General features: G+C 42.8%; 16 protein-coding genes. 6 read left to right on the forward strand and 10 right to left on the reverse strand.

The window, feature by feature from the left end; all coding sequences use genetic code 11:
- The first annotated feature begins 410 nt into the window (after positions 1-410).
- Complete coding sequence (locus tag AB4238_RS09220; protein ID WP_372033107.1) at positions 411-1,781, forward strand: alanine/glycine:cation symporter family protein; 1,371 nt, start codon at positions 411-413, stop codon at positions 1,779-1,781.
- Between the two features lie 77 nt (positions 1,782-1,858).
- Here the strand turns inward: AB4238_RS09220 and AB4238_RS09225 are convergent, their stop codons facing one another.
- The 5 genes from AB4238_RS09225 to AB4238_RS09245 all read right to left on the reverse strand — a co-directional run bounded on the left by AB4238_RS09225 (position 1,859) and on the right by AB4238_RS09245 (position 5,417).
- Positions 1,859-2,038 carry a hypothetical protein gene (locus AB4238_RS09225; protein ID WP_044555588.1) on the reverse strand — a complete coding sequence of 60 codons (180 nt, stop codon included), beginning with the start codon at positions 2,036-2,038 and terminating at the stop codon, positions 1,859-1,861.
- 469 nt (positions 2,039-2,507) lie between these two features.
- Positions 2,508-3,203: a TorF family putative porin gene (locus AB4238_RS09230; protein WP_372033109.1), complete on the reverse strand. Its 696-nt coding sequence runs from the start codon at positions 3,201-3,203 to the stop codon at positions 2,508-2,510.
- 241 nt (positions 3,204-3,444) lie between these two features.
- Complete coding sequence (locus AB4238_RS09235; RefSeq protein WP_372033111.1) at positions 3,445-3,717, reverse strand: HU family DNA-binding protein; 273 nt, start codon at positions 3,715-3,717, stop codon at positions 3,445-3,447.
- A gap of 137 nt (positions 3,718-3,854) precedes the next feature.
- Positions 3,855-4,652, reverse strand: coding sequence for a response regulator (locus AB4238_RS09240; RefSeq protein WP_372033113.1), 798 nt, complete (start codon positions 4,650-4,652; stop codon positions 3,855-3,857).
- A 378-nt stretch (positions 4,653-5,030) separates the two neighbouring features.
- The gene (locus tag AB4238_RS09245; RefSeq protein WP_371990830.1) at positions 5,031-5,417 is read right to left on the reverse strand and encodes a hypothetical protein; all 387 of its coding nucleotides are present in this window, start codon (positions 5,415-5,417) and stop codon (positions 5,031-5,033) included.
- 171 nt (positions 5,418-5,588) lie between these two features.
- Here AB4238_RS09245 and AB4238_RS09250 point away from each other — a divergent pair, with 171 nt between their 5' ends.
- A complete protein-coding gene (locus tag AB4238_RS09250; protein ID WP_372033115.1) occupies positions 5,589-6,098 on the forward strand; it encodes a DUF4240 domain-containing protein in 510 nt (169 codons plus the stop codon).
- A 57-nt stretch (positions 6,099-6,155) separates the two neighbouring features.
- Here AB4238_RS09250 and AB4238_RS09255 read toward each other — a convergent pair whose 3' ends face one another.
- Positions 6,156-6,464: a hypothetical protein gene (locus tag AB4238_RS09255; RefSeq protein ID WP_372033117.1), complete on the reverse strand. Its 309-nt coding sequence runs from the start codon at positions 6,462-6,464 to the stop codon at positions 6,156-6,158.
- Between the two features lie 295 nt (positions 6,465-6,759).
- The gene (locus AB4238_RS09260; RefSeq protein ID WP_372033119.1) at positions 6,760-7,065 is read right to left on the reverse strand and encodes a hypothetical protein; all 306 of its coding nucleotides are present in this window, start codon (positions 7,063-7,065) and stop codon (positions 6,760-6,762) included.
- 256 nt (positions 7,066-7,321) lie between these two features.
- Between AB4238_RS09260 and AB4238_RS09265 the strand changes: the two genes are divergently transcribed.
- Positions 7,322-7,861 (forward strand): DUF3016 domain-containing protein, encoded by a 540-nt coding sequence (locus tag AB4238_RS09265; RefSeq protein ID WP_372033121.1) that lies wholly within the window; start codon positions 7,322-7,324, stop codon positions 7,859-7,861.
- Between the two features lie 30 nt (positions 7,862-7,891).
- Here AB4238_RS09265 and AB4238_RS09270 read toward each other — a convergent pair whose 3' ends face one another.
- Together AB4238_RS09270 and AB4238_RS09275 are read right to left on the reverse strand one after the other, a co-directional pair.
- The gene (locus AB4238_RS09270) at positions 7,892-9,634 is read right to left on the reverse strand and encodes a GGDEF domain-containing protein (RefSeq protein ID WP_372033124.1); all 1,743 of its coding nucleotides are present in this window, start codon (positions 9,632-9,634) and stop codon (positions 7,892-7,894) included.
- A 165-nt stretch (positions 9,635-9,799) separates the two neighbouring features.
- A complete protein-coding gene (locus AB4238_RS09275) occupies positions 9,800-10,111 on the reverse strand; it encodes a prephenate dehydrogenase (RefSeq protein WP_372033126.1) in 312 nt (103 codons plus the stop codon).
- Positions 10,112-10,155: 44 nt separating this feature from the next.
- Between AB4238_RS09275 and AB4238_RS09280 the strand changes: the two genes are divergently transcribed.
- Both AB4238_RS09280 and AB4238_RS09285 read left to right on the forward strand, forming a co-directional pair.
- Positions 10,156-11,040 (forward strand): TraB/GumN family protein, encoded by an 885-nt coding sequence (locus AB4238_RS09280; protein WP_372033128.1) that lies wholly within the window; start codon positions 10,156-10,158, stop codon positions 11,038-11,040.
- A gap of 131 nt (positions 11,041-11,171) precedes the next feature.
- Positions 11,172-12,005 (forward strand): MaoC family dehydratase, encoded by an 834-nt coding sequence (locus AB4238_RS09285; protein ID WP_372033135.1) that lies wholly within the window; start codon positions 11,172-11,174, stop codon positions 12,003-12,005.
- Positions 12,006-12,066: 61 nt separating this feature from the next.
- Here AB4238_RS09285 and AB4238_RS09290 read toward each other — a convergent pair whose 3' ends face one another.
- The gene (locus AB4238_RS09290) at positions 12,067-12,957 is read right to left on the reverse strand and encodes an aldo/keto reductase family oxidoreductase (RefSeq protein WP_372033130.1); all 891 of its coding nucleotides are present in this window, start codon (positions 12,955-12,957) and stop codon (positions 12,067-12,069) included.
- A 140-nt stretch (positions 12,958-13,097) separates the two neighbouring features.
- Between AB4238_RS09290 and AB4238_RS09295 the strand changes: the two genes are divergently transcribed.
- The gene (locus AB4238_RS09295) at positions 13,098-14,810 is read left to right on the forward strand and encodes a formate--tetrahydrofolate ligase (protein ID WP_372033132.1); all 1,713 of its coding nucleotides are present in this window, start codon (positions 13,098-13,100) and stop codon (positions 14,808-14,810) included.
- Positions 14,811-14,877 lie beyond the last annotated feature (67 nt).

Consider the following 14,877-nt stretch of genomic DNA (forward strand, 5'->3'; position numbering starts at 1 on the left):
AAACGCTGCCCTTTGGGTTCGATTCAATGCTTCTATTCTTTTATGGCTAGAATGTGTTATGAGCTTTTCACTTAGCCAGCTAAGCTTTATCGCTCAAGCCTTGTACTAGCAGCATTATTCCTTACGGTAAAGAACCGAACAAAAACTAAGCTCGAAAGATCAACAGCCCCTAACATCTAATAGCATCATTGGGCGCTAGTATCATAATCTTCAAGCGCCTTTCTCTCATGTGGCCTTTTCAAAGGTGAACATTTCGTTGTACTCTGTTTGTTCGATGTATTTTGTTGACTCAGGTCACGTTACATTAGGACCTTTTGACCTTGCTCTAGTTATGGGGAAGATCAAAAAGCCTTACATAAAAATAAAACGATAAAAAATAACTATAAATAATCTGTATCAACGAGGTTTGAATGGAAGCTATTACTGAATTTGTTGGCATGATCAACGGTGTAGTGTGGGGTACCCCTATGCTAGTCATGATCTTAGGGGTGGGTTTATTCCTCACCTTTGGTTTACGCTTAATGCCAATCTTAAAACTAGGCACTGGTTTTAAACTGCTTTGGTCAGGCCGTATTCCTGATAAAGACAAAAACATGAAAGGTGAGATTAGCCCGTTTAACGCGCTAATGACCTCGCTATCAGCAACTATTGGTACTGGTAATATTGCTGGTGTTGCCACCGCCATTTTTATTGGTGGACCAGGGGCGCTATTTTGGATGTGGTGTACGGCGTTAGTCGGCATGGCCACCAAGTTTGCCGAAGCTGTATTGGCGGTTAAATACCGTGAAGTGGACGACAATGGTAACCACGTGGGTGGCCCAATGTACTACATCAAGAATGGTCTAGGTTCAAAGTGGGCCTGGTTAGGAACAGCGTTTGCTCTATTTGGTTCTCTAGCCGGTTTCGGTATTGGTAATACTGTACAGGCTAACTCAGTGGCTGATGCATTAAGCAGTAACTTTGGCGTACCGACTTGGGTTACTGGTTTGGTATTAATGGTCTTAGTTGGCGCAGTATTAATGGGCGGTATCAAGCGTATTGCTGATGTGGCCGGTAAGCTTGTACCTATTATGACCATTTTTTATATCGCGGCTGGTATTGCGGTATTAGTGGTTTATGCAGCAGAGATTCCAGCGGCAATTGAGCTGATTATTCACAGTGCATTTAATCCTGTTGCTGCACAAGGTGGCTTTGCTGGTGCTGCGGTATGGGCGGCAATTCGCTTTGGTGTAGCGCGTGGCGTATTTTCTAACGAGGCGGGTCTTGGTAGTGCGCCGATTGCACATGCTGCAGCTCAAACTAACAATCCAGTGGCTCAGGGTTTAGTGGCTATGCTAGGTACCTTCATTGATACCTTGATCGTTTGTACCATTACTGGTTTGGCGATTATTGTGTCAGGCGCATGGACATCAGGTGAAAATGGCGCGGCATTAACCTCTTTTGCATTTTCACATGCATTCCCTATGGGTAACTATGTGGTCGCAATTGCTTTGTCAGTCTTTGCATTTACCACTATTTTAGGCTGGAGCTTCTATTGTGAGAAATGTGTGCAGTTCTTATTTGGCGTAAAAGCGATTAAGCCTTTCAGGATCCTTTGGGTGATCGTGGTGCCTTTAGGTGCAGTGAGTTCTCTAGAGTTTATTTGGCTACTAGCAGATACGCTGAATGCCATGATGGCGATACCAAACTTGATCGCTTTGGCGTTGCTAAGCCCAGTCGTGTTTGCGTTGACAAGAGAGTACTTTCTTAAGAAGCGTGAAACGGAAGCGGCTGAGTCGTAGTTTGTCGTGAGGCTGATTGATTCATAAAGCTCCTGGATGTAATTCAGGAGCTTTTTGTTGCGCTTATCTCTTTGGTATCAAGCCCAAAACTCATCATCGCCCATTGCTTGTTTTAGCTGGGTTCTTTCTAAGTAAGCTTCTAAGCGTTTCTTGACATCTTTCTTGTGCGCTAAATCATCAGCTGCCTTTTTGTTTTTAGGGGCTGTTAACGCTTCAATTTCTGCATCGTTGGGCACAAAATCTAGTATCTGAGCCATCACGAATTCCTCTTTAAGAAGTATCCATCTTCTTGGCATTTTATATTGCCAAATAATGAAAATGTTATTGATACTTATAGGTTAATAACAGATTTTATCGTGCTCATTTTAGCGGAGTTTACCGCCACATTAGTGAGCGCTTAAGAAGGAATTTAGCAGGCAATTAAATAAAAATATGCGATCTGTATAACAAAATTACAGTTTGCTCAAGCCAATGGTTTGAAATACTACTTAATGCGAATTTTAGTGAAATTAAATAACGTTATATTGGGTTGCTTTAGATATAACCTCGGATTGATTTGGTTAAGTTTACCGCTAAGATCGCGAGCTAGGAGGGCGCTTTGGATCGCCTGAGCTGATTATGCATTGAATGAAAATGCAATGGGAGCCCACTGCATCATGCATTCACTTTGCACTCGTTTGTCAAAAACACCCTGTGCAGATCGCTTGCTTATAGTTAATCTAGTGATTAGAGATCGAAGCTGTAGCTGTAACCGAGCAGAACTTTTGCATCATCGTCTTCAAGATCAGTATCACTCACCATAAAAGAGACAGTACCAAAATCTGTATCTTTGCTTAGTGAAAGTGAATAGTCAGCATAGTTATCTGTACCATACCAAGCCGTTACCACATCACCCGTTGAGTAACCGTAATGAGCGGCAATTGAAAGGGAATCAGATAGAGGGAAAGTTAAGGTTGTTTGCAGGTAACCCATATCTTTCTCATCAAGTGCTGGAACGCCAGTGACATCACTTCCTGCATTAACTACATGGGCATAGCTTACAGCAATCCATTTCCAACTGGCTGCTAGCGTCACTTCACCGAAATCAACGCTGTCATTAGCATCTGGATATGCGTAGTAAAGATAACTAATGTCGTAACCAAACTCATCACCAATACTGCCAGCAAACCCTGCATAAAAATCAATTTCATAGCTGGTTTCATTGCCAAAGTCGACATTAGAAGCCCAAGTACCAGCATAGAAGCCGGCATCATGGCTGTAATCGACTCCGCCTTGCACCGCGACAGCATCATCTGTTTGAGTTATACCGCGCCACAAATAGTTAGATGTCGCTCCAATGTTGGCTTCGACCGCAGCATGTGCTGAAGTACTCAGTAGTAAAGTTGTGGTGATAACTGCAGTACCAAATAATAGCTTGTTCATTCTCTTCCCCTAGGATTATCATTTTTGTCATTGTCATAGAGGATAAAGCAAGGACCAAGCCAGAAAATTTCATATTATAAAACATTGCTTTAGGGAGTTTTATTGGTTACGAAGTGTCTATTTTGAGTCAATTTAGGGCAAGAGGCACTGGTTTAGTGCAATATTGAAGCGGAAGATAGGTTTCTGCAGGCATAAAAAAACCTCCTTAGAGGAGGTTTTATATTAATCACAGAGATTGTGATTAGTTAACGCTATCTTTAAGCGTTTTACCCGCTTTAAACTTAGGTATTGTAGCCGCTGGGATCTGGATCTCTTTACCTGTCTGTGGGTTACGACCTGTGCGAGCTGCACGCTCTGAAGTTTCAAAAGAGCCAAAACCAACAATAGAGATTTTCTCTCCATTCTTCATCGCTTCTGCAACAGTTTCTTCAAAAGATTTTAATGCACGTGCGGCTTCAGCTTTCGTTAATTCCGCAGATTCAGCCATTTTTGCAACAAGTTCAGTCTTATTCATTTGAATCGTCTCTTCTTTCCGTAGATTTATTTGTTAGTAGCGCTATCTAACATGCCACAAGCTTTTGCATTTGAAAAGCGCTTTAAGCCTATGAAATAGCCTTTAAAGTCAAAAATAGGAACGATTTCTCAATTTTTCTACTCTTCGAGCAGTTGAAACAGGATTTGTTTGACCACTTGAGGCTCAAACGGTTTGTCACATAGCGCATTGACTCCTGCTTGTGACACGTTACTTAAGTGGGTGTCATTGGCTTCTGATGACACCATCAGAATAGGAATATGAGATTGCTCGCTATCGTTGCGAATAAATTGTGTTAGTGCCAATCCATCAACACTGGGCATATTGTAATCGGTGATCACTAGATCAAACATCTGCTGTTGCATGATCTCAATCGCTTCTTGGCCGTCTTGGGCTTCGGTAATCATACGTAAACCAAGATTGGTAATTGTACGTTTAATGACATTTCTTGCCATTTTGCTGTCATCAACCACCAGTACTCGTAGATCTTGTACATCGAAATGCGTCAGATCTAATTCATCGTGGCTGAGTAGATCAATCGTTGCGTTGAGTGCTTTTCCAAGATGGCTCGAAGTAAATGGCTTTGGCAGTATGGCGACTACGCCAGATTGCCGATAGCTTTCTAGTTGCTCTTTGCGGCACTCGCTAGAGACTAACATGAACTGAATATCACTAAATTGCTCTGTCGACTTGAGCGTTTTTAGCAGCTCTAGGGCTGTACCATCTTCAAAGTGCATTGCGCTGGCAATGAGATCCGGTTGGTGGCGTTTAATTATATCAAGTGCCTGCTCAAGATTTGTAGCAGTTTGGATCTGTTTGACACCCTCTTGCTCTAATCGGTTTGCAATGATTTTTCGCTGAGTATCAGAAGGCTCAACGAGCAGTATCGACAGTTCACTGGGTTGTAAATCGCTCATATTTAGCTTTACCACTTATCGTTATTATTAGGGGCTGTTGATCTTTCATGGTTGTTTTTACAGCAATTTATTGGCCATTTTGGCAAGGTAGAGGCTATGTAGTGTAGTCATTCTCCACAAATAGTCTTTAACGTAGAAAAAATGGCCAAGAAATGCTGTCCTTTGGATTCGTTTCATTGCTTCTATTCTTTTATGACTAGAATGCGTTATGAGCTCTTCACTTAGCTGGCTATGCGTTATCGCTCAAGCCTAGCACTAGAAGCATTATTCTTTACGGTAAAGAATCGAACGAAAACTGAGCTCGAAAGGTCAACAGACCCTAGTTCTATGGCTATCCACCGCATTATAATGCGACAGTAATCCTTGTTAAATTGAAACTTATTCTTCTTGTTTTAAATAATCTTTCGTCTTCTGGCTAAAGGCAATCCAATATTGGAAGCTCATAGCAACCAATGCTGAGATAACTATCGCGCTAATAGGAATATCACGCCCTTGAAAAATCACTTTTACATCTTCTGGAGTAATTTGGTAAGCAATAACGGCTGCAGTGGCTAATGCTAATAGTGCTACAGTCTGAATTACCAAATATATTTTGAGTACTACAGCAGCCCAATAGCGGCGCATTATAAGCCCGTATAGCACTGGGAAAACGCCTAAAGTGAACAGGTCATAGGATTGGGTTGTCGCGGTGCGCCATAGAGCGGCAAAAGCTAGCAGGACATAGATAAACATTAACACTGCCAGCATGGGGTGAGGCTTCTTCATTGGCTTCCTAACTTTGTTGTATAAAGCGGTTATGTGTAGACCGCTGTGAGTGTAAAAAAATCAACGCAGTGAGTCTAGTGGGGATCCTTGTAGTTTTAATGGCAGAGCTAACTCTTTTGTCGAGGATTACGCTAGAATAGCGCTATAGCCACCGCATTTTTAGAGAGCACAATGACAGAGTCACAGTTTTGGGAGCTGGTTAGCCGAACTTCTCCCTCGCAAAATCAAACCGATTTAGCTGAAGTATTGAAGCAGAAGTTGGCACTTTTAAGTAACGAAGAGTTGCGTGATTTTGATAAAATCTTCGGTCAGCAGATGCGCCGCAGTTATTCTTGGGCTGTTTGGGGTGCAGCTTACATTATCACTGGTTGCGATTCAGAATATGCCTTTGCTGAGTTTAGGTGCTTTCTGATCTCTCTAGGTAAGGACTGGTACGACAAAGTTGTAGAGTCACCCGATGAGCTTGGGCATTTGACGGAGTGGCCAGAGAAAGATGGCTATGCTTACCCATTTTTAGATGAATATGATTTGATCGCCGGTCAGATCTATGAAGAACGCGCCGATGATGAACTTCCCTATGTGCCATCAGGCCAGGCGTCACCAGCAGGTAAGAAATTCTCTCATAAGAAAAAACAGCTCAAGGCTACTTATCCATTATTGAGTGCCGCTTTTCCGTTTTAAGACGGTAGTCAGAGACAAAAAAACGAGGTAAGGCCTCGTTTTTTTGTATCACGATACTTAGTCGGTACAAGCGCTAATTTCACTGTCGAAGTCATAACCGTGCGCTTCACACGTTAGCTCCATAAACTCCTCTTCTGAGTCATTTACCTGCTCGTCAAACTCTGCTTGAAGTTTACTCTCTAGCTCTTGGTCTGATTGAGCTTGCTGTTCTGCCAGGATTTCAAAGTGTCCGTCGACTGCAGCTTGTTCGACTGGAGTAAAGTCGTTGGCGTTCGCTTGACCAATGAAGCTGAATGAGAACAGTATTGCAGCGATAAATGCTAGACGACCTGAAAACGGTAGTTTTGTAATGTTTGAGTAGTTCATATTTGACTCCAAGTATTAATTAGTGACCAGTATAGGAACTGCTTTCTCTTAACTTGTGCATATTGCGACTGAGCTAAGAGGTTTTCCTCTGGGGATGCGTTTGCTTGATACGTATGTTATCGAATACTTCATGTACCAAAGCTGAACGAAAAGTGAGCAGAGGGTTGTTTAATACTTGGAGTGTGCAAATGAGAATAAAAACAGCTGCTTAAATATTTATTTGTTTTCTGTTAGTAATTGATAATTGTTACGATTAGAGATTGTGGGACATCAATTACGTTAACATTTTTATTCGTTAGTCATTAGTCATTGTTTCACAATGAAATCCCTGGCGCATTGAATCAAAAGTACAATTAAGGCCACACTCCCAAGTTGCATTATTCAGTTTTTTAGATTGCTGTTGAGAGAATGCCTTACAGCTAGAGTAATCATCAAAGTTGTCTTTTTTATCGTATCCTCCCGAATTATAGCCACTCTTATATACGAAAGAGGACCAAGTCTCATAAGAGGAGCTCTGTTCTGACTCATTGATACTGACGATAGCCCAGACGAGGGCAGAAAAAATAGCGATCACTAAAATGACTTGAGCAAACTTTTGCATGAAAAAATCCAATTGATATAGATTATGAGCTGTTACTGACAGGATAATATTTAGGCTTGAGAATGCAAACAGGTATTATCCCCAATTTGTCTAATCGTGAACTGATACAGATTGATGCAACAAATCGATATATAGTGTGGTCTACTAATATAAGACTGGCTTAATATTAGACGTTTCATATTAAGCTGTGATTCAGCTAAAGGCGCTTATACTTGAGAAATAGAACATACCCTTTGTTTAACTGTGGAGCCAATATATGAATTTAAAATACTTACTCGTTGCAGGATTAATGTTATCAGGTTCAGTGGTAACTACATCGGTAATGGCAGCAGATGAAGCCGTAGAAAACCCGATTACTGAAGATGGTATTGTTAAAGTAGAGTGGCAAGATCCTAAAAGCTTTCGCGATGTTAAGTCGAGCGGTGATATTCAATCTCGCTTTGAAGCTCGAACTTTTAAGGAGCTGACTAAAAACCTAAACAAAGAAGCGGCTAAAATTCTAAAGCCAAATCAAAAGCTAGAAATGGTGGTAACTGATCTAGATTTAGCTGGTGATGTTAGGCCTACATTTGGGGCGACGACAAATGATCTTCGAGTCGTTAAAGATCTCTATCCACCGCGCATCACCTTTAGTTATAAAGTCACTGAAGGTGAACAAGTGATCATTGCGGGCGATGAGAAGCTCACAGACTTAAACTTTATGTACTCAATCAACAAGACCAATAGCAGGCCAAATCGCTATGAAAATGCACTATTGAAATCTTGGTTAAAAGATACCGTTGCACCTAAGATTTGATTATCGCTAATTATGTTTAGCATTTAAATACTAAGCACTTTTTTCTTGCTGTAACTGAAATAGGCTAAATGAGCTACAGGCTTGTTTAGCCTGTTTTTTAGCTTGTGCACTATAGACTGAAAGTTGATGTTCATTGCAGTTTGAGGTGACAAATGGTGGCAGTACGCCAGCCGTTAAAGCAATTAAATCGTGATAACAAGTCACCCCTTTTCTATCTTCCGCCAGCATGCGCTGAGCGAGCCAGTGTTTATCTGAGTAAAACAGTGACTTTACCGCTTCAAACGCTTCAATAATGCTAAGCGCTTGCTGCTGAATATCATCAGCAGTACTAATTATTACAAAGTCATCCCCTCCGACGTGACCGACAAAGTTGTGGCTATTTTGCTGTTGCTGTAATAATCGAGACACCTCCATGATGACTTCATCACCACGGCAGAAACCATAGTTATCGTTGTAGGGTTTGAAATTCGATAGGTCGAAGTAAGCTAAGTAGAATGGTTTTTTCTGTATTCTCAATCGCTGCAATTCTTCTTGGATTGGGATGTTACCAGGTAAGCCTGTTAATGGATTTGCATGACGTGCAACGGTGATCTTTTGTTCAGTGATCTGTGCTAAAAGATCTTTGGTATGGCCGATACCTAATAATCGACCTTGTTTTAATATAAGAAATTGCTGCGCAACAAGTCCTGTTGAGTCTGACGTTAACCGTTGGCTGACCAGCGACAAAGGCTGGTGGGCTTCTATTTGGATGACGTTGCTGTCGAGAATAGTGTCGACAGCTTGGTGCTCGTGCAGTGAACGACCATAAGGAGTACTGAAAAGCTCGATGACATGTGCACGTGCAATGAGACCAATCACTTGTAGTTTATCCATAACCACTATCGCCTGTAAGGCAGGCTGTTGGATAAACTGTTCGCCAATTAGCTTTAGTTTAGTTCCTGAATCACAAGTTATCGCGCTACAGCTTAGGCTTTCTGCTGAATCAGCAAACCTTACATGATGGCTGATTGGTTCAATGCTCGCTGCCAGTGGAATAGATGTTTTCGGTGACGCTTCAGGGCGGCCAAGTAAGTAGCCCTGACAATAAATAATGCCGAGCTGTTTTAATACGGCCAGCTCTTTTTCTGTCTCTATGCCTTCGGCGATAACTTTACAGCTAAGGTTCTGGCACAGATCGACTATGGAGCGCACAAACTCCTGCTTAACAGGCGATGAGTCTATGGAATCAATAAAGTGCCGATCAATTTTCACATAGTCAGGTGCTAGTTCAGACCATAACCTTAAGCCTGAATACCCCGCACCCAAATCATCAATCGCCGTCAAGAAACCTTGGCTACGATAATGGTTCAAACAGGACTTAAGTAAGCCGATATCATCAGCCGGGTATTGTTCTGACAACTCGATGACAACTTGTGAAGGGTGGATCCCTAAATCCTGTACTAAGCTTAATGTGAGGCCTTTGGCGTGATTGGGTTCAAGCAGGGCTTTTGGAGATATATTGATAAACAGCTTGCCCGGTAAAGCGCCATTTTTGAATTGCTGGATAGATATCCGGCGGCATAAACTCTCAAGTTCTGATAGTCGACCTTCATAGGCCGCAGTTTTGAATAGTGGTACAGGAGAGTACAGCGGACTGTGCTCTGGGCCACGACTTAGGGCTTCATAGCCATGAATTTGATGGGTTGATATGTTACAGATGGGTTGAAAAACCGCTTTGATTTTTTCTCGCTCGATTATTTTTGCGAGTTCTTTTTTGAGATCAATAGCGGTCATATCTTCTACCTAATATCTAATGCTTAGCATCTAAGAGATAGAAAATTGTATGACGTTAGAGTGACATTTAGATGACAAAAATCAATCCATCAACAAATTAGCCTCATGACTTCAATATACTAAAGTTGTCTTTGAGGAGATTAATGGACTGTTCTTGCTGTTAAATTATTTGGCGTTAGATTTAAAAGCCTGCATAGTTTGCAGTAATAGGGCAAGCTTACGCACATAACCTTCAAGCGCTTGCGCCATAGTGTCAGTGTTTTGAGTCATGGCTTCCATCTCAACTGCGAGCTCTTGTACATAAGGTTGGAAGCGATTGCTGGCAGTAGAAAAGCCTTCGTCTTTGGTAAAAATAGTATCAAACTTAACGTGACCGGCTTTTTTTAGCTCATCAAGCCTGCTATCTGCATCAATAGCTTGGCGGTATGCGGTTTGCAAACTGGCTTTTAATTGTTCGATAACCTGTGTGTGTGGCATAACAGCCTCTCATTTTAAAATTTGCTGAATTATAAGGGGCAAGTATGTTGGCAACAAGTATCAAGAAAACTTTATTATCGCTGGTGAGCCTTTCTAGTCTATTGTTGGCAACGTTTGTTAGCGCTGCCCCCTCCGATAAACCACCGTTCTATCAAATTCATTACCAAGGGCAAACAGCCTACCTTCTTGGCTCTATCCATATTGGAAAAGCTGATTTTTATCCGTTTTCAGATCAAATTGAACACGCATTCTTACAATCCAAAGCGTTAGTGGTTGAAGCTGATGTTAGAGGCGCTAACGTGCCTGCGCTATTACAGAAATACGGCGCCGAGGTATTACCTATGGATGATGATACTAAACAAGTGCTAGCGACTTATTGTCAGGATAAGGCAGCCTTGTGTACTGCATTAAGCAGTTATGCGCCTTGGTTGCAATCGATGCAGTTAAGTATCGGACGATACATTGCTTTAGGATACAGCGCTGTTTATGGTGTTGATTCTGTATTGGTGGAGCAAGCGGGTAATCGTCCAGTGTATGAGTTAGAAAGCACAGAGTTTCAGTTTGGACTGTTATCCTCTTTTAGTCCTGAGACCCAATGGGAGATGGTACGAGAAGCGATAGAAGCGCCTGATTCTGACATGTTGGCACTGATTTCAGCATGGAGAAGTGGTGATGAAACTGAACTCGCCGACTTGATGGAAGGAGAGATGATCCGCGATGGTAATACTGAAATGGTTGAGCGTATGTTGTGGGATCGCAACAAAGGCATGGCTAAGAAATTAGTCGAGTTGATGGCCTCGCCAACGACCAAACAACCACTTTTTGTGGTTGTAGGGGCAGGACATTTAGTGGGCGAAAAGAGTGTACAAGCCTATTTGGCACCTTTGGGGGTCACTAGTCAAAACTGTTGGCAAAAGCGTTGTAAATAAGATACCACTCTTGCCGATTATCGGCTTTTGCAATTTTAGGGTATAATCCGCGGCTCGTTTTATTTTTGTCTGCGTTCTAATGTAAGGTTTTGATTAGTTTGAGTAAAGAATACTGTATTGATTTAAAGGCTATGCCATCACTGTTTTCGCTTTATCGAAAGATATTTTTCGGGCGCAAACCTGGTTGGGATGAGCTGCCGCTACCTATGATTAAAGTTAGCAGCCCCAATGTGGCTTTAGCTGCAGATAAGGTCGAGCAGTATGCCAAAGTATGTGGTTTTGAATTTGATGGTCAAACCTTGCCGCCTACCTATTTGTATGTGATGGCATTTAGATTACATGCAATGATTTTTACTCACGAAGCGATCACTTTCCCGCTATTAGGAATGATCCACCTCAAGAACAGTATTACTCTACACCGTCCATCTAGCGTCACAGAAAATTATGATTTTGAGTGTTCGTTAACCACGAGTCAGATGACAGGCTCTGGTCTGGAGTTTGAGCTGGTTTCAAAAGCGTTTGTTGCTGGCGAACTAGTCTGGGAGTCACTGTCGACTTACCTTTACCGGATTGAAGGTAAAACTAAACGCGTACGTCCACCCAAAGCCAGTGATATGAACTGGGATGCGCCACAAGCTTGGAGTCTAAGTGAAGATTTAGGCCGCCGTTACGCTAAAGCATCGGGCGATTACAATCTTATTCATCTGCACCCTGTGTTGTCCAAACGATTTGGGTTTGATCGGGTATTGGCTCATGGAATGTGGTCTAAAGGTCGCTGTATCGCACAAGTTATGCCAGAGATCGTCAATAAGCCGTGCAAGATCGATGTCGCATTTAAGCTACCTTTGTTTATGCCTGGCAATGTTAGTTTCTCTGCAGAGAAGCAGCAAGGTAGTTTAGTTTTTGAATTAAGAGATCAAAAAGGTCGCCGTCCACACCTAACGGGTGAAATTAGCTTCTTATAAACTGCAGACATATAAAAAGGTGCGTAATTGCGCCTTTTTTTGTGTCTAAAATCTGCCGATATTATGGCACGCCGTGGCCGGTAGATGCTTGCCAAATACTAAACCACTGTTGCCGTGTCAGTGTTATCTGCTCAGATCTAACTGCTGACTCTATTCGACTCATATTACCACTGCCAATGATTGGGTGAGGTTTGCTCGGAAGGGCAAGCACCCAAGCATAAATCACTTGGCTGATATTCTCTGCATTAACTTCATCAGCAATGGTTTCTAGTACCGCTCGTAATCGTAAAGATTGTGGGTCGCTAGCATCAAATATATTTCCCCCGCCCAAACAAGACCAAGCCATAGGCGCCAAATTATGCTGTTGGCAGTGTTCTAAAGTACCGTCGTGCAAGGTGGTCATGTTTAGTGGTGATATTTCAACTTGGTTGCACACTAGCTTTTGCGACATGCGTGATTGCAACAGCTCGAACTGTTGAGGGCTAAAATTGGAGACACCAAAATGACGGACTTTACCTTGTTGGTAAAGGTGTTCGAAGGCTGAAGCCACCTCATCAGCATTCATCAATGGGTCAGGGCGATGGATCAACAGCAGATCTAAGTGATCGGTTTGCAGGTTTTGCAGTGATGCCTCAGCACTTTGAATAATATGTTGGCGACTGGTGTCGTAATGGTTTAAATAGGTATCTGGTGTCTTATCTGTTACTAGCTGTATGCCACATTTGCTGATGAGCTGGATTTGGTCTCTTAGACTTGGTTGTAACGCCAAAGCTTCACCAAATAGGGCTTCACATTGGTAACCGCCGTAGATATCAGCATGATCCATACTAGAGACACCAAGCTCAATATAGCGCTCAATGATCGTTATAAGCTCTGTCGTTGAAATTTGCCAATCGGCGAGTCGCCAAAATCCTGCGACAAACTGTGAAAGCTGAAATTCTCTGCTTTGCATAACCTATTCCTGTCTATTTTATTGATGTAGATTATGAAAAGCTAAAATAGTATTGCTTCACTATTTTACCGCGGTTTCAGATCCATTATATTGCATTCGTTAGTCTACCCTACAACAAATAAAAAAGTGGATACATACCAATGCTTTCAGATATCAACATCTCACGTGCTCATGTTTGCAAGCCGATCATTGAAATTGCCAATCAACTCGGAATTACCGATTCTGAAATCTCTTTACATGGTAAGAATAAGGCTAAGGTCTCGCTATCTGTTGCTAAGCGCTTAGCTGCTAACGCCGATGCCAAATTAGTGATCGTTACTGCTGTGACACCAACGCCTTATGGTGAAGGCAAAACGGTGACGACTATCGGTTTAACTCAGGCAATGAATGCCATTGGGGTTAAAGCCTGTGGCTGTATTCGCCAACCGAGTATGGGGCCTGTATTTGGGGTTAAGGGCGGTGCTGCTGGCGGTGGTTACGCTCAAGTGGTCCCTATGGAGGAGCTGAACTTGCACCTAACCGGTGATATCCATGCGGTGAGTAGTGCACATAACCTCGCTGCAGCGGCATTAGACGCTCGGTTATTTCATGAAACAAGATTAGGAGCGGCAGGGTTTACCAAGGAGTCGGGTCTAAAGGCGGTGAACATTGACCCTGACAATATCTTATGGCGCAGAGTTGTTGACCATAACGAGCGTAGCCTGAGGCAGATAGAGGTCGGTTTTGGGGCGGTAAACGGCCCAGTGCATGGCTCTGGCTTTGACATTACCGCCGCATCGGAGTTAATGGCCATTCTGGCGCTGAGTAAAGATTTGAAAGATCTTCGGCAAAGAATTGGCCGTTTGGTATTGGCTCTCGATACCAATGCTAATCCGATCACGGCTGAAGATATCGGTGTAGCAGGGGCGATGACTGTTATTATGCGCGATGCAATCGAGCCAACATTGATGCAAACGTTATCAGGGGATCCTTGCTTTATCCATGCGGGGCCCTTTGCCAATATCGCCCACGGTAACTCGTCAATTATTGCTGATAACATTGCAGCTAAATTGGCTGACGTAGTTGTCACCGAAGCTGGGTTTGGTTCCGATATGGGCTTTGAGAAATTCAGTAATATTAAGGTAAGAGAATCAGGCTATAAGCCATCGGCCGCCGTTGTTGTTGTCACACTAAGAGCATTGAAAGCTAATAGTGGTTTTGAGTCTGATATCGAAATTGATCAACCGGACATGGCGCGCTTAGAGGCTGGCTTTGCCAATCTACAATGGCATATCAATAATGTGCATCAATACGGCGCACCTGTGGTGGTAGCTCTTAACCGTTTTCCAACTGATACCGTAGCAGAGCTCGATTGGTTAAAGGCACAGGTGGCAACGACCAGCGCATTTGGCTGTGCAATAAGTGATGCCTTTGCCAACGGCGCTCAGGGAGCTGCTGAGCTGGCGAAAATGGTGCATGCGGCAACGGAGCATGAATCAGAGTTTAATTGTCTATACAAAGCAACTGACACCTTAGAGTCTAAATTGATGACTTTAGCTGAGGTTGGTTACGGCGCAGCCAGTGTTTCACTGTCAGAAAAGGCAAAACAGCAGCTCACTTGGTTACAGCTGCATGGTTACAGTGAATTGCCACTGTGTGTCGCGAAAACCCCGATGTCGATTAGTCATGATGCGAGCGTGAAAGGAGTGCCTCATGGCTTTGAACTGCCGATTAACGAATTAAGACTCAATGCGGGGGCAGGTTTCATTACAGCGCTAGTCGGTAAAGTGATGACAATGCCAGGACTTGGGGTTAAACCGGGCTACTTGAATATTGATATCGATGCTGACGATGACATTATTGGTTTAGCCTAAAATCGACTGGTCATAAAAAAGCCCCATCAGCACATGCTGGTGGGGCTTTTGTTATACCAATTGCATT

The organism is Shewanella sp. 10N.286.45.A1, from assembly GCF_041470405.1.
Lineage (GTDB): Bacteria > Pseudomonadota > Gammaproteobacteria > Enterobacterales > Shewanellaceae > Shewanella.

Coding starts and splice junctions, on each gene's coding strand:
- AB4238_RS09245 (WP_371990830.1), bottom strand. CDS start 5,417: ATGAAGAAGCCTCACCCCATGCTGGCAGTGTTAATGTTTATCTATGTC.
- AB4238_RS09230 (WP_372033109.1), bottom strand. CDS start 3,203: ATGAACAAGCTATTATTTGGTACTGCAGTTATCACCACAACTTTACTA.
- AB4238_RS09270 (WP_372033124.1), bottom strand. CDS start 9,634: ATGACCGCTATTGATCTCAAAAAAGAACTCGCAAAAATAATCGAGCGA.
- AB4238_RS09250 (WP_372033115.1), top strand. CDS start 5,589: ATGACAGAGTCACAGTTTTGGGAGCTGGTTAGCCGAACTTCTCCCTCG.
- AB4238_RS09295 (WP_372033132.1), top strand. CDS start 13,098: ATGCTTTCAGATATCAACATCTCACGTGCTCATGTTTGCAAGCCGATC.
- AB4238_RS09280 (WP_372033128.1), top strand. CDS start 10,156: ATGTTGGCAACAAGTATCAAGAAAACTTTATTATCGCTGGTGAGCCTT.
- AB4238_RS09240 (WP_372033113.1), bottom strand. CDS start 4,652: ATGAGCGATTTACAACCCAGTGAACTGTCGATACTGCTCGTTGAGCCT.
- AB4238_RS09225 (WP_044555588.1), bottom strand. CDS start 2,038: ATGGCTCAGATACTAGATTTTGTGCCCAACGATGCAGAAATTGAAGCG.
- AB4238_RS09255 (WP_372033117.1), bottom strand. CDS start 6,464: ATGAACTACTCAAACATTACAAAACTACCGTTTTCAGGTCGTCTAGCA.
- AB4238_RS09290 (WP_372033130.1), bottom strand. CDS start 12,957: ATGCAAAGCAGAGAATTTCAGCTTTCACAGTTTGTCGCAGGATTTTGG.
- AB4238_RS09285 (WP_372033135.1), top strand. CDS start 11,172: ATGCCATCACTGTTTTCGCTTTATCGAAAGATATTTTTCGGGCGCAAA.
- AB4238_RS09260 (WP_372033119.1), bottom strand. CDS start 7,065: ATGCAAAAGTTTGCTCAAGTCATTTTAGTGATCGCTATTTTTTCTGCC.
- AB4238_RS09265 (WP_372033121.1), top strand. CDS start 7,322: ATGAATTTAAAATACTTACTCGTTGCAGGATTAATGTTATCAGGTTCA.
- AB4238_RS09275 (WP_372033126.1), bottom strand. CDS start 10,111: ATGCCACACACACAGGTTATCGAACAATTAAAAGCCAGTTTGCAAACC.
- AB4238_RS09235 (WP_372033111.1), bottom strand. CDS start 3,717: ATGAATAAGACTGAACTTGTTGCAAAAATGGCTGAATCTGCGGAATTA.
- AB4238_RS09220 (WP_372033107.1), top strand. CDS start 411: ATGGAAGCTATTACTGAATTTGTTGGCATGATCAACGGTGTAGTGTGG.